The 23,443-nt window shown below is 48.0% G+C and carries 18 protein-coding genes, 1 tRNA gene and 1 pseudogene; 6 read left to right on the top strand and 14 right to left on the bottom strand.

All coding sequences use genetic code 11. The annotated features are described in order from the left end of the window. Positions 1 to 15: 15 nt before the first annotated feature. The 8 genes from DXD78_RS14780 to DXD78_RS14745 all read right to left on the bottom strand — a co-directional run bounded on the left by DXD78_RS14780 (position 16) and on the right by DXD78_RS14745 (position 9,880). The gene (locus tag DXD78_RS14780) at positions 16 to 1,482 is read right to left on the bottom strand and encodes a hypothetical protein (RefSeq protein WP_005638551.1); all 1,467 of its coding nucleotides are present in this window, start codon (positions 1,480 to 1,482) and stop codon (positions 16 to 18) included. Between the two features lie 286 nt (positions 1,483 to 1,768). After that, positions 1,769 to 2,881, bottom strand: a complete 1,113-nt coding sequence (locus DXD78_RS14775) for a DUF6371 domain-containing protein (RefSeq protein WP_005823427.1) — start codon at positions 2,879 to 2,881, stop codon at positions 1,769 to 1,771. 161 nt (positions 2,882 to 3,042) lie between these two features. Then, positions 3,043 to 4,182 (bottom strand): AAA family ATPase, encoded by a 1,140-nt coding sequence (locus DXD78_RS14770; RefSeq protein WP_005638548.1) that lies wholly within the window; start codon positions 4,180 to 4,182, stop codon positions 3,043 to 3,045. A gap of 5 nt (positions 4,183 to 4,187) precedes the next feature. After that, positions 4,188 to 4,562, bottom strand: coding sequence for an excisionase family DNA-binding protein (locus DXD78_RS14765; protein ID WP_005638545.1), 375 nt, complete (start codon positions 4,560 to 4,562; stop codon positions 4,188 to 4,190). A gap of 182 nt (positions 4,563 to 4,744) precedes the next feature. After that, positions 4,745 to 5,593, bottom strand: a complete 849-nt coding sequence (locus DXD78_RS14760; RefSeq protein WP_005638544.1) for a hypothetical protein — start codon at positions 5,591 to 5,593, stop codon at positions 4,745 to 4,747. Between the two features lie 245 nt (positions 5,594 to 5,838). Further along, positions 5,839 to 6,957: a site-specific integrase gene (locus tag DXD78_RS14755; protein WP_032537759.1), complete on the bottom strand. Its 1,119-nt coding sequence runs from the start codon at positions 6,955 to 6,957 to the stop codon at positions 5,839 to 5,841. A gap of 133 nt (positions 6,958 to 7,090) precedes the next feature. Continuing rightward, positions 7,091 to 8,032: a helix-turn-helix domain-containing protein gene (locus DXD78_RS14750; RefSeq protein WP_005638542.1), complete on the bottom strand. Its 942-nt coding sequence runs from the start codon at positions 8,030 to 8,032 to the stop codon at positions 7,091 to 7,093. Between the two features lie 348 nt (positions 8,033 to 8,380). After that, complete coding sequence (locus tag DXD78_RS14745) at positions 8,381 to 9,880, bottom strand: BACON domain-containing protein (RefSeq protein ID WP_117652798.1); 1,500 nt, start codon at positions 9,878 to 9,880, stop codon at positions 8,381 to 8,383. A 109-nt stretch (positions 9,881 to 9,989) separates the two neighbouring features. Here DXD78_RS14745 and DXD78_RS14740 point away from each other — a divergent pair, with 109 nt between their 5' ends. From DXD78_RS14740 to DXD78_RS14730, 3 genes are all read left to right on the top strand, one after another. Next, complete coding sequence (locus DXD78_RS14740) at positions 9,990 to 10,181, top strand: hypothetical protein (RefSeq protein ID WP_034529228.1); 192 nt, start codon at positions 9,990 to 9,992, stop codon at positions 10,179 to 10,181. Between the two features lie 1,016 nt (positions 10,182 to 11,197). After that, positions 11,198 to 14,542 (top strand): DUF2723 domain-containing protein, encoded by a 3,345-nt coding sequence (locus DXD78_RS14735; RefSeq protein WP_005831023.1) that lies wholly within the window; start codon positions 11,198 to 11,200, stop codon positions 14,540 to 14,542. A 118-nt stretch (positions 14,543 to 14,660) separates the two neighbouring features. Continuing rightward, positions 14,661 to 15,317 (top strand): polysaccharide deacetylase family protein, encoded by a 657-nt coding sequence (locus DXD78_RS14730; protein ID WP_005831030.1) that lies wholly within the window; start codon positions 14,661 to 14,663, stop codon positions 15,315 to 15,317. 143 nt (positions 15,318 to 15,460) lie between these two features. Here DXD78_RS14730 and DXD78_RS14725 read toward each other — a convergent pair whose 3' ends face one another. After that, on the bottom strand, positions 15,461 to 16,357 hold the full coding sequence (locus DXD78_RS14725) for a DUF4595 domain-containing protein (protein ID WP_005831035.1): 897 nt from the start codon (positions 16,355 to 16,357) through the stop codon (positions 15,461 to 15,463). Positions 16,358 to 16,678: 321 nt separating this feature from the next. Between DXD78_RS14725 and DXD78_RS14715 the strand changes: the two genes are divergently transcribed. The 3 genes from DXD78_RS14715 to DXD78_RS14710 are packed head-to-tail and all read left to right on the top strand — an operon-like array spanning position 16,679 to position 19,196. Beyond that, the gene (locus tag DXD78_RS14715) at positions 16,679 to 18,109 is read left to right on the top strand and encodes a heat-shock protein Hsp90 (protein WP_009037553.1); all 1,431 of its coding nucleotides are present in this window, start codon (positions 16,679 to 16,681) and stop codon (positions 18,107 to 18,109) included. 8 nt (positions 18,110 to 18,117) lie between these two features. After that, positions 18,118 to 18,567 (top strand): sensor histidine kinase, encoded by a 450-nt coding sequence (locus DXD78_RS21370; RefSeq protein ID WP_233524367.1) that lies wholly within the window; start codon positions 18,118 to 18,120, stop codon positions 18,565 to 18,567. After that, the gene (locus DXD78_RS14710) at positions 18,564 to 19,196 is read left to right on the top strand and encodes a response regulator transcription factor (RefSeq protein ID WP_009037552.1); all 633 of its coding nucleotides are present in this window, start codon (positions 18,564 to 18,566) and stop codon (positions 19,194 to 19,196) included. The genes DXD78_RS21370 and DXD78_RS14710 overlap by 4 nt, the downstream gene beginning before the upstream one ends. A 78-nt stretch (positions 19,197 to 19,274) precedes the next feature. Here DXD78_RS14710 and DXD78_RS14705 read toward each other — a convergent pair whose 3' ends face one another. The 5 genes and pseudogenes from DXD78_RS14705 to tyrS all read right to left on the bottom strand — a co-directional run bounded on the left by DXD78_RS14705 (position 19,275) and on the right by tyrS (position 23,408). Beyond that, positions 19,275 to 20,507 (bottom strand): DUF4861 domain-containing protein, encoded by a 1,233-nt coding sequence (locus tag DXD78_RS14705; protein WP_005838041.1) that lies wholly within the window; start codon positions 20,505 to 20,507, stop codon positions 19,275 to 19,277. A gap of 165 nt (positions 20,508 to 20,672) precedes the next feature. Next, on the bottom strand, positions 20,673 to 21,476 hold the full coding sequence (locus tag DXD78_RS14700; RefSeq protein WP_005831048.1) for a gluconate 5-dehydrogenase: 804 nt from the start codon (positions 21,474 to 21,476) through the stop codon (positions 20,673 to 20,675). A 56-nt stretch (positions 21,477 to 21,532) separates the two neighbouring features. Then, positions 21,533 to 21,667, bottom strand: a pseudogene (locus DXD78_RS14695) (5-keto-4-deoxyuronate isomerase); the annotation flags it as partial. Between the two features lie 253 nt (positions 21,668 to 21,920). Further along, positions 21,921 to 21,991: transfer RNA gene (locus DXD78_RS14690), tRNA-Gln, on the bottom strand. 124 nt (positions 21,992 to 22,115) lie between these two features. Further along, on the bottom strand, positions 22,116 to 23,408 hold the full coding sequence (gene tyrS / locus DXD78_RS14685) for a tyrosine--tRNA ligase (RefSeq protein WP_009037551.1): 1,293 nt from the start codon (positions 23,406 to 23,408) through the stop codon (positions 22,116 to 22,118). Positions 23,409 to 23,443 lie beyond the last annotated feature (35 nt).

Raw genomic sequence — 23,443 nt, 5'->3', positions numbered from 1 at the left:
TTTACATTATGGCTTTTATTTTCTCATCGAAAAACCTCTTTTCGGCTGTTGGTCATAATTCCCTTCCACCACATTGTCAACTTCCCGTCTGGCTTTGATTTGTTCCCGATTGTCAAACCCGCCCTTTTGCTTGGCGGTGAAATACAGGAAATCTCTGGCAGCCCGGAGTGATTGTCTGTCCTCCCCGAACAGGTTAAGGGCACTCTTGATGTCCGACACCTGTTCCGTATCAAAACGGGACTTGTAATAATCACGGGCAAAACGGACGACACAGTAAACAGCCTTGCGGAAGATGTCGTTTGTTTTGAGCAGCAGGAAACTGAGGCAGTCGATGATATGGCTTTGCCATGCAATCCGGTTTTTCAACCTTGTGGTCTCCTGCGTATGTTCCGCTTCCTTGCGGCTCAACTCTGATTGATGCCTACTTTCCAGTTTCATCAGTTCCCGATGGTGGTCACTCTGTATGGTTTGGATTTTATCCTGTAACCGCTCAATGGTTTCCTCGTGCGTGGAAATCTCATTGCGCAAATCCTCTATTTCATTTCTCAGGGCTTTCGATTTCCCGGTAGCCCAGCCGACAGCGGCATTCAGAAGTTCGCTCCCTTTTTCCCTGTTTAGCTTGGAGCGTTTTTCGCTGATAGCCCGGTCAAGGTCTTCGCTCTGTCGTTCTTTCTCATTTGCTTTTTCGATAAGGGCGTTGGTAATGCTTTCAGTTTCTTGCATCTTTTGATTAGCCATTTCCAACTGATATTCCCGGTATTGCCTTGTGGCATCAAGCCGCTTCATTTCCTCCTTCTGTTTCTCAATGATAAAGTCGTTACGTTCCAAATGTTCCCTAGCTGTAACAGCCTTTGACTGTCCACGTTCCATCATGAGAATATCGGATGCCAAGCTCTGCATTTCGGTCATATCCTCGTCATTGAGCTTGCGGCTCTTGCCTGTGTCATGGTTCATCCAGTCGAACACGATATGCGCATGGTAATTTGGCTTGAACCATTTTTCGCCCACCTTGAAACTTTCTTTGTCTTCTTGGGTGGGTTGTCCGCCCAGCCAATGCCCCTCGTCCTTGTGCAGGAAGATTTGGAGCGGTGTGATGCCCCAGCGTCTTTGGCATTCCTCGCCAAATTTTTGTACGTCTGCCAGTGTCGTGTCCGGTCGGATGAGCAACACACCCTCACGGATTGGTGAGCATCCCGCCACCTTGATTATCTTTCCGTTCTTTCCCTTGCGTTCACGCTCCTTTTCCTGCATGGCACGACCTGTCTTTTCTTTGACCATCCGCTTAATGTAGTCATAGTGCGCCTGCAGGTCGGGATTGCCGAAGCCGGGATTTATCCACTGCTCATTATTGGCAGTGAGTTCGGGCACAATGTAAATTTGGGACTTGCCGATATTACGCATGTACTCGGCACTCCTTCGATTATGAGCCTCGCTTGACGAGGTCTTGCAAGGCTTGATGTGTATACTGCTTTTTGTAGCCATATTTTCAAAATATGATTTGGGTTGTTGATTAAACTTATTGCTGTCCGCTCATAACCGCACGGGGTTCTTAGGGGTACAACCACCCATAAGCGGAGATTGCAAAGAGAGGGTCACTCTTTGCTCTGGGTTCTCAGGGGTGAAACGCCCTGAGTGGGTTATTAGGGCAAAGCCTTAATCCCCTCGGGAGAGCCCACAACTACGGAAGCGGAGCGTGTAGTTATAGTGGGCTATATCAATGGCAAGCCATTGTCTGTTACCCACAGCCTACGGCTTCCGTTCTCCTCCGTTAAGGAGGGTTTTCACCGCTGTTGCCGATTGGGGATGCACCGACCAGTACAAGGTCAAAATCATCTATTAGCTTTTGCAGGACGGGATTCTTTTCTATCATCCGGCAGAGGATTCTTTCCGCCTCGACCAAGTGGTCGGCTGTACAATTTATTTTGCTTTCCCGTATCTGGAAGACAATCCAGTCGGCTATGTCAATATGTGCCGCTTTCTGCTCCGGGGTGGCATTCTTCTCAATGATGTCAGACACGACCGTCTTGCAATAGGTCATGCTCCCGGCACGCTGTTTCCATTCCGCATAGCCGTCCGCATCGGGAAAGAGGAGCACGGTGCGCCCGGTCAGCACACGGAGCTTTTCCTCTCTCAGCTGGCTCTTGCCGCCTGTCGCCAGCCATACATAACCGGGGAAGATGGCAGAGCCGATAACGGCACTCTTTTCGGATTCCACCAAGACCACGACCTTATCGGGATAAGTGCCCAGCAGGTGTTCACCGAACAGGCATTGGGACAGTTGCCATTCCTCTGCCAGCTCATGCCGCCTTTTAAGCAGGCTGTGTATCCAGTCCACTGCCGATGCCTGTCCGTCCTTGACACGGTGTCCGTCATTGGGATTGTACTGCATCACCTTGCCCGTGCGTACCCTGCCTGTGCGGTCTATCTGCCAGAAGATGACTGCCCCGTCACGGGTAGCCCCCAAACGGTACTCTTCCAGCAACCTCTTCAACACTTCCTTTGCCTTGCTGCCGTAATAAGAATCAAGGAGCGATGAAATGAAGCGGAAAAAATTGCTATGCACGCTTTGCGACCTCTCCACATACTTTGGCGGTATGTAGCCTATGGCTGCTTGCCGTGGTTTCTGTACGGACTTCTGTTCCGACTTTTGCCTGTCAAAAGAGAAACCGTTGGCAGTACGGCATTCGGGGTGGTCATGGAAATACTCCTTTGGAGTGTAATGATACCCGCAACTGCTTTCGTGGTTGCACCTGCCGACAGACGGGTGCAGGGGCGTACCGCTTTCATCCACATAGTATGTGAAAGAACGCCTGTCCCCGCAGTTCGGACAGGTATGCCGTGTTGCCGTTCCTTTATATTTCTGTAATGTATAATTACCCATTGCTTGCCTCCTCTATTTTTCAATGAAATTATTACCGTCCCGTCCTGTCCCATTGTCCCACGTCCTGTGGGTCGGGACAGTGGGACACCTTGGGACACTCTGGAAGTTACCGCTCCGATAAACAAGGCGGTTATCCTTCATACAGATATGTACAGGCTGTTTCATTGCTTGTCCTCCTCTCTTTCCTGACCGATAAACAGCCCCGTCTGCCTTGTTTCCTCCGTTGTCCCACCTGTCCCATATTGTCCCACCGTCCCGTTTCCTACGGGTTGGGACAGCGGGACACTTGGGGCGGCTGATTCCTCCACTTTCCTGTTGCGCTGGATTATCCGGCTGACGGTGGATTTTCCGCAATTTACCTGTGAGGCTATTTCCCTGACGGACTTCCCCGACTGGGACAGTTGTAATATTTGGTAATCCCTCTGGCTGGATTCATTGTCGCCAAGTTTTTTCAAGTGTTCCTTTTCCGTTGAATAGCCCCTGAACACAAATTGCAGAAAAGCATCCATCTTTTCAATCTCGTAGATGATTACATTGTCCGCATCGTGGGAGAATGTCCCATATCGGACTTTGAGCTGTTTTACATAGCGAAGCCCTCCGTCCTGCGCACTCTTTCCGATGGCAAACACGCTGTCAAAGAAATTGTAAAGCCGTTTGCTGCCAGCAAGGTCGTTGGACGTGATGGGGCAGTCCAAAGAGCGTTTTGGAGTATGCGCCAGCACAAGGACGGACAACCCGTATTTCTTTTTGAGGTTGTTGAGCTGTATCATCAGCCGTCCTGCCGCATCGCCTTTCTCCATAGCACAGCACAAATAGGTAAGATTGTCAACGATGAAAATCTTGCACCCGGTTTGCAGAGCCATCTGCTCAATGCCTCCCATGATGGCTTCCTCGAAATCGGCTTCCAGCAACGAATTGCAGTCAAGCGAAACCCGGTACAGCTTTTCGGGAAAAGTGTAGGGCTTTCCATGCTCGTTGGTATAGCGGAGCTGGAACTGCTTTTCGGACAGTTCAAAGTCCAGATACAGCACATTGTCCGTCCGGGCGATACGGTCGGCTATCTGCACGGCAAGGATGGACTTGCCCACATTGGAATCCGCAAAGAGGCAGGACAGTTCCCCCTCATACCAGAAACTGTCCCACAGCGCACGGGGCATGGGCAGCAGCGATGCTTCAAGTATCGTCCGGTTTGCGGTCTTGATACTCATTGCACCGATGCTGTCCGGCATCCCGTGCTGCACTTGGGTCGCCCTCGTCAGGTCGCCATGTATCAGACTGATATAATTCTTGTCCTCTTCCATGACGTTTACCAATTACGTTGACCGGGCTTGCGGCGGTGGGAGGAGGATATGGATTCGCAGAGTTCCTCATCGGACAGGGGTACGGGATTCTTACGGGAGGATTCCAGCCATTTGTCCAGCTCGTCTCTATAAAGACAATAGCGTTTGCCGGGCTTAGTGGCAGGAATGCTTCCCTCCGACAGCTTCATGTAGAGTGTTCCCTTGGGAATGCCCAGATATTCCGCCGCCTCTTCCACTGACATTGGCACATGGGTGTCCACCGCCTTTGCATTGTTCTCACTGCGCTGCTCCGTAAGCAGATTTCTCAGGCTCATCACCTCGTCCCGAAGCTGAGCCACAACCTCCGGGAGGTCGTTGAATGTAATCATTGTTTTTTCCATTTGCGTACTCGCCTCTTTTGTAAGGCATGGCGCAAAGGACCGGAATGATACAGCCGTGAATATCTCCACGAAAGGTCATTGCAAAATAATTCCCGAATAACGATGCCCAACCGTGAATGATGGGTAAAGTTATTCGGGAAACGGTGTGATACAGACAGTTATCTGTTATTGATTACCCGTGATTATTGGTTATTGAAAGGCTGGTTATACTTTTCCCGTACATAATCTGCCGGATAATGGAAATCCAGTCTGCCGTTTTCAGGCTCGTCAATGGGAATCAGTGTCTTTAACGGCTCTACCTTGAAGTTCTTGATGGTCGCTATGTCCGTATCGGCAAACTCCCGTGGAAAAAGGGTGCTGATGAAGCGGGCACGGTTGTCCCCCGTATAGTATTTCTTGTACATGAAACGCTCGGAGATATTCCACACGAAATGGCGGAGCGGAATATTTGAAATGTCTTTGGTCAGCCGTCCTTTTATCGGCTTGGGCTTGTAACTGTGAAGCCGCATCCAGTTGTTGACCTCGCCACAGATGTGGTTCACTGTCTCCTTGTCTGCGATACGGGGCATGATGAAATGGATGTATTCCATGACCATAGCGATGCGCTCTTCATTTTCCCGTTGCTCCCTGTCCTCGTAATCGGCACGGTTTTTCTCGTGAAGCTCCGGGGATATGGCAATCTCTGTCGGTCTTATATCCGGGGTTGCTTCCCCACCTGTCGCCATTGATGCCGGGGTTACAGGCTTGTGTGCATCTTGGGGCTGGTCTTCCCGAATTTCTGTAATTTCGGCAGGTGTCTTTTTCTTGCCGAACTTGATTCTGTAGATTTCGTATGTGTCGAAGATGACTGTCTGGAAAGATAGATAGAGCAGCCAGCCAAGGAGGTTGCTGCATACAAAAACTATCAGGCGTACAAAGTTGTCCTGATTAAATTTCTCTGCGACAATCAGTGTCGCTATGGAAGATATTAGGAGGATGGCAAAGCCGACAAATCCTAAAATGATATGTTTGTCTTTTACGGACTGTTCCATGTTTCTTGTCTTATTCGGTTGTTACTTGTTGCTGTTTTTGCAAATTTAATAGTCTTCTTCCAATTATTGCTCATTATCCTTGGTTAGCGGTTTCTTTTTCAATGTTTTTCACCAAATGTCCGGAATCGCACCCGATTATCGTACTTTAAGGACTTTTTAAGGAATGGTGGGCAAAAAACAGAGGGAGCGGTTAAAGCTCCACGCAATAACCGCTCCCTCTGAATATCCCGGACTTTGAGGATGCCTTATGCCTCCTTGCGTTTCAGGGTTATCTTGTCCACGACCTCGCACATCTGCTGTGCCGCCATCTTGGAATAAATCTGTGTGGTGGTAATGTTCTTGTGTCCCATATAGGCTTGTATGACAGCCATGTCCGTACCCATTTCCACGTGCAGGCTTCCGAATGAATGCCGGGTACAATGGAAGGTTATTTTCTTGGTTATGCCTGCCGCCAACAGCCAACGTTTTAGGGGACCCTGCAGCATCTTATCCTTGAATCCTTCGAAGATAAGCCCTTCATGCCGTTCCCCGAGCAGTCCGTAGGCTTCATCACTGATGGGATTGTGTACAATCTGCTTCGTCTTCTGCATACGGGTGGTCACGAACATCTTGCCGTTGGTGTACGGTTGTATCTGCTGCCAAGTGAGCTGCCTAATGTCGCTCTTCCGCAGTCCGGTCAGGCAGGCGAAAAGGAACGCCCTTTTCAAGACATCTTCTTCGCATGGCGTTTCGGCAAGCCGTATCAGTTCCTCCTGGCTCAGATGCTCCCTCATGGTGGGGATGCACTCGATGCGGTCTAAGAATCCGTTAGGGTTCTCCTTTATCTTCTTGTCCCGGTAGGCGGTGTGAAGTACCGCACGGAAAGCCGACCAGTAGCCTGCCGCAGAATTGATATGCAGCTTTTGGTTGGTGTGTATGGACTGCGGGGCGTTTAGCAGGTATTCCATGAACTTGCGGCACAAGTCCACGTCCACCTCCTCAAAGGTGCATTTGCCGTTTACAAAACGCTCAAAGTGCTTATAGACGTGTTGCCACTTGATATTCTTCCTATCTGCCAGTTCCTTGAAGTAGGCGAGGAAATCCCCTTTCATCTTGGCTTTGTCAAAGAAGCCGTTGTTCTCGTTGAAGATGGCTTCGTAACGTCGGTTACGGAGTATCTCCGCCTTTTTCATCATGCGTGCGTTGAAGTCACGCTCCTGCTGGTTGGCAGGTTTGGCGAAAATGTAAATTCCCAGTGCTTCACGTGTTATCACTTTCATGGTGGCGTTGTCACGATAGCCGGGATAATAGTCCAGACACAGCGAATACTGTGTCCCGTTCTTAATCTTGCGCTTGCGCAAGGTTACTGTCTTGCATTTGCTCATATTGATGATGTTTTTAAGTTGTACGTTTTCGGAGGTGTTCCCCGTGTTTACGGTGGCAAAGGAACAACGTGAAACAACCGTGAATACCTCCACGGCAATCATTTTGAAATAATTTTCCGGCAATGTCGGTTGCTCACGGTTGTTTCTCCCTCTCAGCCATAACACGCTCAACATCAGAGCGTAAAAGCAGGTTTTTCACACCTACCTTTATCTTTTCGATGTGTTTCACCTTGACGATATGGCAGATGTTGGCGGAGGAAAGTCCGTAAATCTGCCGGACTTGCTCCACGGTGTAGTAGCGTTCATCGTTCACGAGGTCTGTCCTGCGGAGTTCGTTCAGATGGGATTTGGAGTAGTAGGTACGCCCGTATTCTCTTTTGGTCGGTATCTTGTGGCGATGGGTGTATGCCCGGAGTGCGGTCGGCTTCATGCCGAACAGTTCTTCCGCTTCTTCAATCAGGAGCCAGTCGGTGATATTGCTGGTATCAACTGCCACACCGAAAAACTCGTCAATGTGTTTTTTGCTGTAATAGTTCTTCCCTGCGATGCGGCAGATAGGTATGCGGTTGCGCTTGGCGGTGGTGTATAGCCACGACTGCTTGACCTTGAAGAGCAACATTACCTCCTCGCCCGAATAGAAGTCCATCACTTCGTCTGTTTCCTTTTCCCTTTTTTCTTTTTTGGCTAGTGGAGACGATGGAGTGAACTTTTTCTGTGCGGAAGTGCTGCCGGGCAGGATGCGGTGGTAGGGGTTGCCTTCCAGCATCCGCTCGATGTCCGCCTTGCGGATGAATGCCATGCGGTTGCTGATACGTGAGGCTTTCAGCTTGCCGAGGGCTACGAGTTTGTAAACATACTGTCGGGAACAACCCATGAGTATGGCTGCTTTGGAAAAGGTGAGATACTCCTGATGCTGTATCTCCATGATTGGCCGGGCGGTTTTGAAGAGGTTGTTCTTCTGTTCCGTTCTGGCTCGTTTGGCTTCTGCCTGACAAGCCTCGCTGCAATATTTCTGTACCCCGCTCCGGGTTACAAATGACTTGCCGCAAAAACTGCATTTTCTGGTTGTTTTCATGCTGCTTTATCGTTTACTGGTTCATTCCTTCAATCGTGTATCTCTGAAACGGTGAACGGAGGTAAACAGTAGTCAATCGTTGTCGCCTTTCTACACGGTGTTACCATCGCTGCAAGTAGGAGCGGTTGCTGTCGCTTGTCGTAAACGGTTGTAAACCCTTGTAAACTGTCTGCACGATGTGACAAAAAACAAGCTCCGCAAATTCTCCACGTCAGAAATACGTCTCAAAAATATGTGGAAATTTGGGAAGCATCAAAAAGCAGCCGAAAAGTGTTAATTTTTAGAATATACTGATAGATAAAGATTTACGCTTGGATGTTTCTGGTTATTTTTGGTTGTTCTACGCTTCTAAATACAATAGATGATTTTAGCCTCTCTTTTATTATAAGCTTCATTTGGGGCAATCATATAATAAAGTGTATGGGTGGAAACGCTTCTTGTTGTGGTTACAGTAATCCAATCCACTTGTGGCATTCTCACATCAAAGTCAAAGTTACTATTTAGCTCTACTGCAATTCGTCCGCCTTCATCAGATATTGTATATTCATTTTTAATCAAATTCAAAAAAGCCCTTTCAGCTTGACATACTTTTAAAACCTCTTTCTGTTTACCATTTTGAAAAATGATTTCTCCTTCACGTTTATTGTACTCGTTATTTTTATCAATAATGAACGAAAGATTAGAGGTAGAAAGCCCACGAGTAGAAGTTCCTTTATGAATCCAACCCCGATATTGTTCAGGAATAAAAGTTTCATAGGCAACATTGGCTTTTATTTCTATCCGAATAGTGCCACCTTCCATTCCTACTGAATATTCTTTCTGCGACAGCATTATCGCATCTTTCTGCACCTGGATAATCTTCAACGTATCTGCCACAGATTTATCATTCCTATCATAATAGATAATTTCAGCCTCCCTCTTACCATAAGTTCCATTAGGAGCAATCGTATAATAAAGCGTATGGCTGGAAACACTTCTCGTTGCGGTTGTGGTAATCCAATCTACCTGCGGCATTTTCACATCAAAGTCAAAATTGCTGTTCAGTTCTACGACAATTTGTTCTCCTTTATCAGAAACGGTATATTCATTCTTAGTCAACAATAAAATGCCTCCTCCTGTCTGATATACCTTCAAGACTTCCTCCAATTCACCGCTTCGGAAAATGATTTCTCCTTCGCGTTTATCATATTCCTCGCTCTTGCTGATGTAAAACTTCCGCACGGTTCTATCCATGTCAGTTCTTGTGGCAGGTTCGTGCATTTGATTATGCCCTTTATCGCCCATAATTATTTGCCCGGAGCCAGAACCTTCACGTATCCAACTCTGGTATTGCTCAGGAATAACAACTTCATAGGAAACATTTGCTTTTACCTCTACCTGAATTTCTCCTCCATTCTTATCTACTTCAAACTTTGCAGTAGTCAGAGTAATAGCATCTTTCTGTTTCTGCGTTACTACGATACTCTTAGTCAAGTCACCAGCTGTCAAGTTCAATACCACATTACGGTCATCAACTCCTTCATTTCTTGCCACTCTAACCGATACTTGGCTTTCCCCGGCTTTCCCTTTATTGGGGAACACCGTACACCAACTGACATCACCGCCTGACTGTGAAACATCTATCGACCAATCTTTATTGGTTGTAAAAGAAAGAATCGCTTCGCCACTATCCGAAGTGAAATCCAAGCTTCCGGTAAAGTAAATTTCACTATCAGGATTAGGAGTAATCTCTGCCGGAGCATCATCATCCGAACAACTGCCAAAAGTAATTAATAGACACAAGGCTACCATTGAGAACAACAAACGTACATAAATGGAACTTGTAGAATTCGCTCTAAATAGAATCATAACCAAATAGTATTAGCCTCGCGTTCCTCCGAGGATATTAAAAAAAGACAGCGTGGAACTGCGTGCTATTCATCGTCTTTGAAGGTCCTGAGAAAACCCGAGTAAACAAATGAACAGACAGCAGACCCACGCCGAAACCAGCGCAGGAGCAGTCCATGCCATTCTTGTTCACTCGATGAAAATTTCTCAGGTTCTCAAAGACAAGAATGAAGCACAACGCTTCTTACAATATCATTTCACAAAAATATTGAAACTAAGGACACTTCCTTGCTTCGATGGCAAATTTAACGATAAAGAGTGAAAACAAGAAAAAGATTGGAAAGTATTTTTAAGGCTGATGCCTACAGAAGATAAATATGATTTTGTCATTCTGACACTTTGTATTTTCTATCGCACGAGAATCCCGTATTTCCGCCCCATTACCCACACAGCAAGAAATACGAGAGCGGAAATCCGTAAACATCAGGCTATAAGCATTGTACCGAAACACACGCCCTTCCAATAAATCGAAATCACCTCTCCGAAAGCCCGAATACACCGAAAAGGCAAAAGCAAAAGAACGTTTTACTAAAACAAAGTTACCATTTTACTAAAACGTAACTCCCCTTTTAGTAAAATGGTATACTCTTTTTAGCTTAAAGGTGTAGCCAATTTCTGCATAGAAACCCTATAAAAGCGGAAGAATATGCAAAAAGAACGCATCTTTATGAACCGAATATCCACAATGTATCCCAAATTCGTTCTTCTATAAAACCAAGTGCGGCAGGAAAACCGGGAAAAGCATTACTTTTTGTCAATGTTATAGGGATATTTCTGTCTTTCAGTATCTTTTACAACAACCCATGCAGTTCCCACGTCCGCACATGCCGTATTCCTTCATTGGGCGGCAGACAGAAATCATCAAGCGAAACAACCAGCTTCTCATAATTTTCGGTTATAAACGAATATGTCCATCAATTCTTTCGTCCATAACCTAAAAAGTTTATGAAAAAGGCTAGATTTTCGGTTATAAACGAAAGATTCATCTAAACAAGCAAGGAAGATACTTCCTTTCCGCATCCCCTTTTATCGGCCGGATATTCCCTCTATAGAATCATCATTGTTGCATCTATATATCCACCGCGTTGCATCTATACTTCCACCGTGCTGCATCTATAGATGCAGCAAATCCCTTAACCTATCCTAATAATGCTGCTTATTGTCACCTATTTAGAAGCGAAATCATTATATTTGCGCCCATATATGCCAATACGTTGACTAAGCGATGGCAAAACAGCTTGTAAAAAACAAAACTGAATAATAACGAATTTCATCTGAATGAAACAGTACAAAACCGTAAACAACCTTGTAGGCTGGATTACCTTCCTTATTGCAGCGACGGTCTACTGCATGACCATCGAACCTACTGCAAGCTTTTGGGACTGCCCGGAGTTCATCACCACCGGCTATAAGCTGGAAGTAGGACACCCGCCCGGCGCACCGTTCTTCATGCTGGTAGCCAACCTATTCTCACAATTTGCTTCCGATGCCTCCACCGTGGCCAAGATGGTGAACTACATGAGCGCGCTGATGAGCGGCGCATGTATCCTGTTCCTTTTCTGGAGCATCACGCACCTGGTACGCAAACTTGTGGTGACAGACGAAAACAATATCACACGCGGCCAGATGGTTACCATCATGGGTAGCGGTCTGGTGGGCGCACTTGCCTACACGTTCAGCGATACCTTCTGGTTCAGCGCTGTGGAAGGCGAGGTGTATGCCTTCTCCTCACTGTTCACTGCCGTCGTATTCTGGCTCATACTGAAATGGGAGGACGTTGCCAACGAGCCTCACAGTGATCGCTGGCTGATTCTCATTGCCTACCTGACCGGTCTGAGTATCGGCGTGCACTTGCTGAACCTGCTCTGCCTGCCCGCCATCGTACTGGTATACTACTACAAGAAAGTACCCAACGCCAATGCCCGAGGCTCCCTGCTGGCATTGCTCGCTTCGGGCATACTGGTAGCAGCCGTACTCTACGGCATCGTGCCGGGTATCGTGAAAGTGGGCGGCTGGTTCGAACTGCTCTTCGTCAACACGCTGGGCATGTCCTTCAACACGGGTGTCATCGTATATATCATCCTGTTGGCAGCCTGCCTCATCTGGGGTATCTACGAAAGCTATACCGAACGCAACAAGGCACGTATGGCACTCTCGTTCATACTCACCATCGCCATGCTGGGTATCCCGTTCTACGGACACGGTACCAGCTCGGTAGTTATCGGTGTCATTGTCATTGCCGCATTGTGGCTCTACCTCCGTCCGAAGACGCAGGCAGCCGTCAAAGAGAAATTCCGCGTATCGGCACGCACGCTGAACACCTCGCTGCTCTGCACCATGATGATTGTCATCGGATATTCCTCGTATGCACTTATCGTCATCCGCTCCACCGCCAACACGCCGATGGACCAGAACTCTCCGGAAGACATCTTCACACTGGGCGAATACCTGGGACGCGAGCAGTATGGCACACGCCCGCTGTTCTATGGCCCTGCCTTCTCCTCGCAAGTGGCACTGGACGTGAAAGACGGTTACTGCGAACCGCGCATCAAGTACAACGGCACGAAGTTCATCCGCAAGGAGAAAGCTACGCCCGACGAAAAGGATTCGTACATCGAAATCCCCGGACGCATTGAGTACGAATACGCCCAGAACATGCTGTTCCCGCGTATGTACAGCAGTGCCCATACACAACAATACCATGCCTGGCAGGACATCAAGGGTTACGATGTGCCCTATGACAAATGCGGCAACATGATTATGGTAAACATGCCCACACAGTGGGAAAACATCAAGTTCTTCTTCTCCTACCAGCTCAACTGGATGTACTGGCGCTACTTCATGTGGAACTTCGCCGGACGCCAGAACGACATACAAGGCAGCGGAGAAATTGAACACGGCAACTGGATTACCGGTATCCCGTTCATCGACAACTGGCTGGTGGGCGACCAGAGCCTCTTGCCTCAGGAACTGAAAGACAACAAGGGACACAACGTATTCTACTGCCTACCCCTGCTGCTGGGTATCATCGGCCTGCTATGGCAAGCCTACCGTGGGCAGAAAGGCATCCAGCAATTCTGGGTGGTCTTCTTCCTCTTCTTCATGACCGGTATTGCCATCGTGCTCTACCTGAACCAGACTCCGAGCCAACCGCGCGAACGTGACTATGCCTACGCCGGTTCGTTCTACGCCTTCGCCATCTGGATTGGTATGGGTGTGGCAGGACTCGTCCGTCTGCTTCAAGACTATGCCAAGATGAAGGAACTGCCTGCTGCCGCCATCGTTTCCGTAGCCTGCCTCTTTGTCCCCGTGCAGATGGCAAGCCAGACTTGGGACGACCACGACCGCAGCGACCGCTACATGGCACGCGACTTCGGCCAGAACTACCTGATGTCCTTGCAAGAAAGTGGCAACCCGATTATCTATACCAATGGTGACAACGATACCTTCCCCCTCTGGTACAACCAGGAGACCGAAGGTTTCCGTACCGACGCCCGTACCTGCAACCTCTCGTACCTGCAGACCGATTGGTACATCGACCAGATGAAGCGCCCCGCCTACGACAGTCCTTCTCTCCCCATCACCTGGGACCGTATGGAGTACGTAGAAGGCACCAACGAATACGTCCCCATCCAGCCTGAGTACAAGAAAAGCATCGACCAGCTCTATGCCGAAGCCGAGAAGCAGGCACTGGACGGTAATCCCGAAGCACTAGTCAATGTAAAGAAAGAATTCGGTGACAACCCGTATGAGCTAAAGAATATCCTCAAGAACTGGGTGCGCAACAAGAATCAGGACTTGAAGGTGATTCCTACCGACAGCATCGTCATCAAGGTAGACAAGGAAGCCGTGCGCCGCAGCGGCATGATGATACCGGGCGACTCAATCCCCGACTACATGCACATTTCGCTGAAAGGCAAACGCGCCCTCTACAAGAGCGAGTTGATGATGCTCGAAATGCTGAGCGAGGCCAACTGGGAACGCCCCATCTATATCGCTGTCAGCGTAGGCAGGGAGAACCAGCTGAATATGGAAAACCACTTCGTTCAGGAAGGTCTTGCCTATCGTTTCACTCCGTTCGACACCAGTAAGACGGGCGTGACAATAGACTCCGAAAAGATGTACGACAACCTGATGAACAAGTTCAAGTTCGGTGGCATCGACAAGCCGGGCATCTATATCGACGAGAACGCCATGCGCATGTGTCACTCTCACCGTCGCATCTTCTCCCAACTCGTGCAGCAGCTGATGCGTGAGGGCAAGAAAGACAAGGCAAAAGCCGCCCTGGACTATGCCGAAAAGATGATTCCCGCCTACAACGTGCCTTACGACTGGCAGAACGGTGCCGTACAGATGGCGGAAGCCTACTACCAACTGGGCGAAACCGCCAAGGCGGACGAGATGATGAAAGCCCTTGCTGACAAGGCTGTAGAGTACCTGACCTGGTATCTGAGCCTGGACGACAACCGCTTCATGATTTCTACCCGTGAATTTGAATACCACTGGGCTGTACTCGATGCCGAGGTGAAGGCCATGAAGAAGTACAACTCCAAGCTCGCCGAAATCTACGAGCCGAAGGTGGAAGAACTGTATAATATGTATGTGGACAGAATGAAGGAGTGAGAATAAGGATTAGGGATTAAAGGATTAGGGATTAGCCTGTGCAGTTCATCACTAATCATTAACCCCTAATCCTTAACCCCTAATCCTTAAAATCCCTAATCCCTTAATCCTTAATCACGTGTTTATAGAACAACCTCCTGAGTTTTTTCGCAAACTATATCCCGGTGCAGTCTGGAGGATGGACCCCAATGAAAAAGCCGTTTATCTGACTTTCGACGATGGCCCTATCCCCGAAGTAACTCCCTGGGTGCTCGACCTGCTGGATAAGCACAACATCAAAGCCACCTTCTTCATGGTAGGTGACAACATACGGAAGCATCCGGACGAATTCCGGATGGTCGTTGAGCGTGGGCACCGCATCGGTAACCACACCTTCAACCATATCCGTGGATTTGAATACACGGCCAAGAATTATCTGGGAAATACCGAACAGGCGAAGATTTTCATGGAAATGGGTGGGGACATCAATTGCAATGTGGAGAAGGTTCTCTACCCTCTCTTGTTCCGCCCTCCCCACGGCCATATGTTCGCCAACCAGTATCTCACGCTGAAACGAACCTACAAGATTGTGATGTGGGACCTCGTGACCCGCGACTACAGCAAGAAGCTGCGCGGTCCGCAAGTGCTAGCCAACGTGATGCGCTACGCCCGCAACGGCTCCATCATCACCTTCCACGATTCCTTGAAATCCTGGTGCAACGGAAACCTGCAGTACGCATTGCCGCGCGCCATTGACTTCCTGAAGGAAGAGGGATATGAATTCAAAGTATTATAAACTTGAAACAGCAGAAAGTTACCAACATCTGCTGTCACAATAAATTCCACATAAAATAAGAAGGGGTTGTCTCGGCAAAAGGCAACCCCTTACATTTTATAGGCTCATGTCCTGTTCCACAAGAATAAACAGATGTTTTATAATTACCAAGTAAATGTACATCTGTATTCATCCCACTGGTCTTTTACAACCAGTTCCGTAGGATAACTGTCGGAATTCAATGTCCATGTAAAATACATATCGGACACAGAGTCCTCGCCATTGTATGTATAATGCCCTACAAGCGGCAGATGTTTCGTAGCCTTACCAAGCATGCCTCCATAATAGGCATATATCATCTCGTCCATATCCACATCCAGTATTTCATCAAACAACATCAGGCAGCCCTTATTCTCGATAGGAGCTGTTATATTATCCGTCGTATAGTCTATGGCAGCACTATACTCCCACTCGTCATTGCTGTCGATAATTCCGTCACCATTGAGATCCCCACTAGCTACATAACGTGTGGAAGTCTTCACCACATCTCCATCCTTATAGGTGATGTTCGTTATTTCACCATCGCTTTCAGAGCGTTTCATTACAACCAGATGGCCTTCAGTGTCGTATTCCATCTCCCAAGTAAACTCATCGGCATCGGGAGTACCAGCGTGGTCTATTGAGTTGCAAAATTCCACATAACCATCGCTGTTGAGCTGCAAGTTCAGTTCTGTAACATCGCCCTCTTCATCCGTCACGGTGATTCTTGCTCGGTCCTTTGCAACATCTGCCTTTGTAGTAGCGGGAAAGTACTCAAAGACGGCTTTATCCCCATCCTCAGTTGTAATGTTCGTCACCAGCCCTTCTTCATTGTGAGAAATCGCCATGCCCGAAACCGACTTCGGAAGCCCTCCCGTAAACACTTGCGAAGGATTGACCACAGTGGCGGTGTTTTCGCCACCCTCACCATTCTCATTTTCGTCATCGTCACTGCAAGCAGTGAATCCCAAGCACAACGCCACACCCAACATGGAGGCAGCCATCATTTTAAACATTTTCATAAGTTACAAATCTTGTTTTATCCCCATCCCTCTAAGGAAAATCCATAATAACAAAAGTATAAGGAATGCCGTCCGTATCTCACGACAACAAGACTCTGCCATTCAAACCCGGACAGATACTTTTGGCCATTTATCATTCCCAGACAAAGCTTAATATTTTTTGCAAAGTAATAAACTTTTCCTTTCACTCCTTGTCACTGAAAAAGGTGATTTTTCAGCCACATACAGAAAAAATTCAGCATCTCCAATAAAAAGCAAAATGAATAAGACGTATATTTGCAACAACTAAGCACAGATTGAATTCCACTAAAATATACCGATATGAGGGTACGCCATACTAAGCTATTATCACTCCTCTTTTCTTTAACCACTATCCTGCTTCACGCCGGAGAAATACCAACAGACACTCTGTTGGCACACTTCTACAACCGGGCAGCCAATCTCATGGAAGAAGGACACTACGATGAAGCGCAACGTAGCTTCGACAGCGCCTTTGCCACCCGGAACGTAAAGCACTCCTTCATGTATCCCATCTTGCTGAACGAACAAGCCACACTACTGATCTATGTGGGAAAGACAGAAGAAGCCTTTGCCATGAAAAAAAATGTGCTCCCCTACCTGCCGCAGATAGATGATTTGGAAAAGCACATCAGCGTATACAACGATTTGGGCCTCCTCTACCGTCAGCACCAAATGAATGACTCTACACTCTACTATTACAATAAAGCACTGGACAGTGCCTTGCAATATGGGGACGAAAGCTGGATAGCCCACATCTGCAACAATGTGTCCATCCTATACTTCAATATCAGGCAGCTGGACGAAGCTGAAAAGTATACCGACATGGCCACCGAACATGCCGCCAGAACCGAAGACCCATTCGTAGCTTTCACCACCTGGCAAATCAGGGCAACCATAAAGGCTGAGCTGAACAAGCTGGATGATGCTGAAAAATCCAACCGCAAAGCCTGGAACATTGCCTGCCACGGAGAGGGAAACGAAGACTTATGGAAGATACGCTGCCTGCCCGGCATGCTGAGACTCTTTGAACGAAAAGAACAACCCGATTCCATAGACCACTACTTGAAATTGGGGAACAAACTACTACAACGGGTACCATCCAACTCCATCGCTGCCATAGGATTCATACAATCGAGGGCAGCCACCGAAACAAACCGCAAAAACTATGCCCGCGCCTTGAAGGACTTCCACTGGCTGCGTAACCGGAAAACCGGTACCGAGCCCAAAACATTATTTACACAAATGGCACGATGCTACGATGCCTTGGGAAACCCCAAACTGGCCTACACCTATATGGATAGTGCCCGCATGTGGACTGATACGCTGGCACAGCACAATCTGACGCAACAAATGGCAGAATTCAACGTGAAATATCACACACAAGAAAAGGAATTGGAGATAGCCCACCTGCAACAAGAACAACTGGAACACCAAGCCTTCCTGCTAAAAGCCTCCATTGCTGTAGCCCTTCTGTCCGGTCTTGCTCTCATTACTTTGTTGACGCTCCGCCACAAGAAACGAATAGCCGAAAAGAAGATTGAACTGCTAAAGCAAGAAAACGAACTGAACTCGGCACGCCGTTACATTGAAGGGTTGGAAGAGGAATGCAAATATTTTGCCAAGGAACTGCATGACGGCATAGCCAACGACCTGCTGGGGCTGCAAATGAAGATAGAAACTTCTGCCAGCAAAGGGAATGAGCAGGAACTGCCTCACTCGTCAGCAAACTGAGAAACAACGTGCGGAATATCTCACACGAACTGATGCCTCCCGAATTCGAGCATCTCAGTCTAGACCAGATACTCGACCGTTATGCTGCCAAACTGACCGAGAACACCGGCATAGAGGTCAGCTATCATCCAACGGAGAACAACGCATCACGCCATCTTCCCAATGAAACCGCTTATGAGCTGTACCGCATCGTACAAGAGCTCACCATGAACATCGTGAAACATGCCTCAGCCAGTCATATAGTCATCAGTCTCCGTGCCGACAATGAAAATAAATATACCCTGCAAATTACAGACAACGGTAAGAATGCAAACAAGCAACAAACAGCAACAAACAACAATGACGGCATAGGATTGCGCACCGTAAACGACCGTATCAGAGCCATCAACGCTACCGCCAATGTATGCTCGTCAACAGAAAACAACGTTTTCACCCTACTGCTTAACATAAACGAATGAAACCAAACAAAGAAACATACAGAATACTGGTAATAGATGACCACCCGATTGTTGCTGAAGGCATCATCGCATTGGCCTCGCAACTCGAAGGAGTGACGTGCAAAGGAGCCACTTGTGCAAAAGACGTGGAACAACTGACCCTCAAAGAGAGATTCGACCTTTGCATCATTGACCTTGAACTACCGGATATGAATGGATTCCAACTCATATCCCACCTTCACAGCCAGATACCCAAATGCGGCATTTTAATCTATACCATGCATGAAGAACCTTGGATCATAGCCAAATTATCCACCCTAAACATCAACGGAGCTGTTTCAAAAAATGCCAGCACCAGCGAATTGAGAGACGCCATCAGTACACTGAAAAACGGAACCAGATACTTCAGCAATGTTTTCAGCGAACTGGACAAGGAAAAACAAAACACCCTACCACATGCACTTCCCGAATTGTCGAGACGTGAAAAAGAAGTGCTCGCCTATCTCTCGCAAGGACTGAGCACTTCTGAAATATCCCAATTACTATTTCTCAGCATCAATACAATACAGACTTACCGGAAGCGCCTGATGGAAAAACTGGAGGCCAAAAACGTTGCAGAACTTGTCTACAAGGGGAAGAGCTTATTCTGAGAACACTTGTCATTCGCCCGGACAGTTACAAGCCTCCAGCTTCTCAAGCTTCTCCGTCTGAAAAGGAAGAAAATCAACTTAGCGGATACTCACCGTCATCGGATTGCGCACCTTCTGTGCAAAATCAGCCATGTATCGGTTCCAGGCTTCAGCAGTCTTGATGTCCGCGCGGTCCCAGGCAAAGCCCCAGTAATACACGTAGTCAGCGCCCGGCTCATAGTCGCTGACAACCAGTACATGACCGTCCGCATTGTTACGCATCTTCTTCTCCTCTATGGGGAAAAGCACGGTTTTGGCTTCCTTCACAACGGCAGGGAAAGCGGCCCCCATAAATATCTTGCCATTATCCGGTCCGGTAGTGGGGTCTACATACGTCATATAGCCACCGGCGGCATCAGCCACCACAGCACCGTCCGGTTCGTGCAGCACAATACCGGTAACAATGGGCAAAGATTCCTTTAGATTGCTATACGAAACGGCAGTACGGTTCAGATGAGAACCGGCATCCAGCGTAATCAGACGCGTTTCCACCACCGCAGTATCCCCTTTCACAGCCAACGGATTGAACTCCAGCTTCACCGTGAAGCGCAACGGACCGTTGTCCAGCACCTCCTGCGTCTTGTAGCACCACGGATAGATAATGGTATCATTCACCATCAATGCAGACACTCCGGCTCCCAATGTTGGGCCTACTGCATAGCAGTCCATGCCATAACCGTGGTCTATATGATAGGAGAATGTGCGTACCAGCTCATCGGCTGCCTTCGGGTCTGTCTTGCGCAATTCATTAACCTGCTTCCAGGAGTCTGCATCCAGTTCCTTGGCATACATGTCTTCCAGTACCGGTGCAGCAGTGCCTCGCTTCGTGAACAAGTCGTAGCCGAAACCGCGTTCACCCCTTGCCTGCAATGCAGGACCGTAGGCACGGAAGCCTACCAAGTCGTTCTCCCAGGCCATGTCGTCCAGACGTTCGGGATACTGCCGCCCACAAGCCCTTACCTCCACATCGACGGGAGTACCGGCCTGGACGGTATATGCAGCCGATGCATTGGCAGCTACCGTCGCAGGGAAGATTAATTTGTCATCGTAGGTCACTTGGTAAGGCACCTGCTCCCCTTCGACATTCAGAACCACAATCTGTGCGGTGTCTGCCAGATTCAGAAGGTTTGAGATTTCGGTCATGGACACCTCTACCATCTCATCGGAACGGTCCATCGCTAACGGATTGGTTACCGTAACAGTCACTATCTTGCTATCGTTGCAAGCAAGACAGCAGAGGGCCGCCATACATAATAAAAGAAAGTTTCTCATATAATCATTGCTTTTTCCTAATCAGTTGTATAACTTTCTTTTAGGCGCGGATTATACGGATTTTCCTTATCCTTTCCGCGAAATCCGCGTAATCCGCGCCCAAAAGAAAAAGGTGACAAGTGACATTATCCTGCCACTTTATCACCTTCTCAATTATCCTTAAATTTATTTCGGTTGCTTTCCGATATAAGCCAAGATACCTCCGTCTACATAGAGGATGTGACCGTTTACCGCATTAGAGGCTTCCGATGCCAGGAACACTGCCGGACCGGTAAGTTCTTCCGGAGCCAGCCAGCGGCCTGCCGGAGTCTTGGCGCAGATGAACGAGTCGAACGGGTGACGGCTACCGTCGGCCTGCTTTTCACGCAGCGGAGCAGTCTGCGGGGTAGCGATGTAACCCGGACCGATACCGTTACATTGGATGTTATATTCACCATATTCAGAGCAGATGTTGCGAGTCAGCATCTTCAAGCCACCCTTGGCAGCGGCATAGGCCGACACAGTCTCACGCCCCAGTTCGGACATCATAGAGCAGATATTGATAATTTTACCGTGGCCCTTCTTCATCATGGCAGGCAGAACAGCCTTTGATACGATGAACGGAGCATTGAGGTCGATATCGATTACACGACGGAAGTCAGCAGCCTCCATCTCGTGCATAGGAACACGGCGGATGATGCCGGCATTGTTTACGAGGATATCAACAGAGCCTACTTCCTTTTCAATCTGGGCTACCATGGCCTGAACAGCAGGTTCATCTGTCACATCACATACATAACCGCGTGCCTTGATACCCTTTTCAGTATAGGCAGCCAAGCCTTTGTCTACCAACTCCTGGTTGATATCGTTGAAACAGATAGTTGCTCCTTGCTCTGCAAAAGCTGAAGCGATAGCAAAACCGATACCATAAGAAGCACCTGTAACAAGGGCTACTTTACCTTCCAAAGAAAAATTCAAATACGGATTCATAACGTTAAATTATTAAGTTTAAATAAGTGATATTCTATTTATGTACGATTTGCAAGTAGTTTATACTCAATGGAAACTTTATTTTGGGAGAATGCCTTCCCTATAAGGAAATCGCAGCGAATGCTTTTCGTATCGTAGCTTTTCACATCATCGGGATGCTCAGCATAGCGAATTTCATAGTTCGTTTTCATGATTGCACTACATTTAATAGGTTATAACTTCAGCCATCAAATACACATCGTTTGCGTACACGATGCAAATGTAACAAAAGAAAATGGAGAAACCGTATAAATTTGTGTCAATTATATAGCAATATCGTTCAAAGATTCGTAAAAAGAAAAAATCTATACCTATAGTGCCAACAAGAGGGGGAAAGAATAACAAAAAAAACCACTAAAACTTGCGATTTTAGTGGGTTTTTAGCTGCAATTAGCTGTATCGTAGTTGGACTACCAGGATTCGAACCTGGACAAACAGAACCAAAACCTGTTGTGCTACCATTACACCATAGTCCAAACATAGGGCTTTCTGTTAAAAAGCGGTGCAAAGATAAAAGGAAGCCCCGAAATATCCAAATATTTCGGGGCTATTTTTACTGCCGAAGCATTATTTCCTTAATTACTTCTCTTTAGGATACCGCTATTTGGCGATAATCAGATAGTAATTCTTCTTGCCGCGCTGTACCAGCAGGTATTTTTCGTCCAGCAGGTCGGCTGTCGTAATCACCTGGTCGAAAGCAGCCAGTTTCTCCTTATTCAGAGAAACGCCACCGCCTTGCACCAGCTTACGCATCTCGCCCTTGGAAGCGAATACAGCAGCATTATCCACGAACAAATCCACCGCCTTCACACCGGCAGCCAGTGCATCACGGGATATTTCGAACTGGGGAACACCCTCGAACACAGCCAGCAGCGTATTTTCGTCCAACTTCTTCAGTGCATCAGAAGTTGCATTGCCAAACAAGATGTTGGATGCATCCACAGCAGCGTTATAGTCCTCTTCGGAATGAACCATGATAGTCACTTCCTTGGCCAGGCACTTCTGAAGGACGCGCAAATGGGGAGCAGCCTCGTGCTCGGCCGTCAGAGCGTCAATCTCCTCCTTGGACAGTGCAGTGAATATCTTTATGTAGCGTTTGGCATCCTCGTCGCTCACGTTCAGCCAGAACTGGTAGAACTTATATGGAGAAGTGTAGCGCGGGTCGAGCCAGATGTTTCCGGACTCTGTCTTGCCGAACTTGCCACCGTCGGCCTTCGTAATCAGCGGGCTGGTCAGTGCAAATACCTCCCCACCGTTCGTACGGCGAATCAGTTCGGCACCGGTGGTGATGTTACCCCACTGGTCGCTGCCACCCATCTGGAGCTTGCAGCCTTTGGTTTCATACAGATGAAGGAAGTCGTACCCCTGCAACAGCTGGTAGGTGAATTCCGTGAAGGAAAGACCGTCACGTGCCTCACCGTTCAGACGCTTCTTTACAGAATCTTTCGCCATCATATAGTTCACGGTGATGTGCTTACCCACTTCACGGGCAAAATCGAGGAAAGTGAAGTTCTTCATCCAATCGTAGTTGTTCACCAACTCGGCACGGTTGGGGGCATCCGAATCAAAATCCAGGAACTTGGAGAGCTGGGCCTTCATACCGGCCAGGTTGCGCTGCAACGTCTCTTCCGTAAGCAGATTGCGTTCGGCAGACTTTCCGGAAGGGTCACCAATCATACCCGTAGCACCGCCAATCAGTGCCAACGGCTTGTGTCCGCAACGCTGGAAGTGACGCAAAATCATCACACTGCAAAGGTGCCCGATGTGCAAAGAGTCCGCAGTAGGGTCGAAACCAATGTATGCAGTCACTTGTTCCTTAGCCAGAAGTTCTTCCGTACCCGGCATCATATCGTGGAGCATGCCACGCCATCTTAATTCTTCTACAAAATTCATCGAATGATTAAGTTATCTGATTAATTATTTAAGTG

The sequence above is a fragment of the Bacteroides sp. D20 genome (assembly GCF_003436255.1).
In the GTDB taxonomy this organism is placed as follows: domain Bacteria; phylum Bacteroidota; class Bacteroidia; order Bacteroidales; family Bacteroidaceae; genus Bacteroides; species Bacteroides uniformis.
This window is presented reverse-complemented; position numbering and strand designations above follow the sequence as displayed.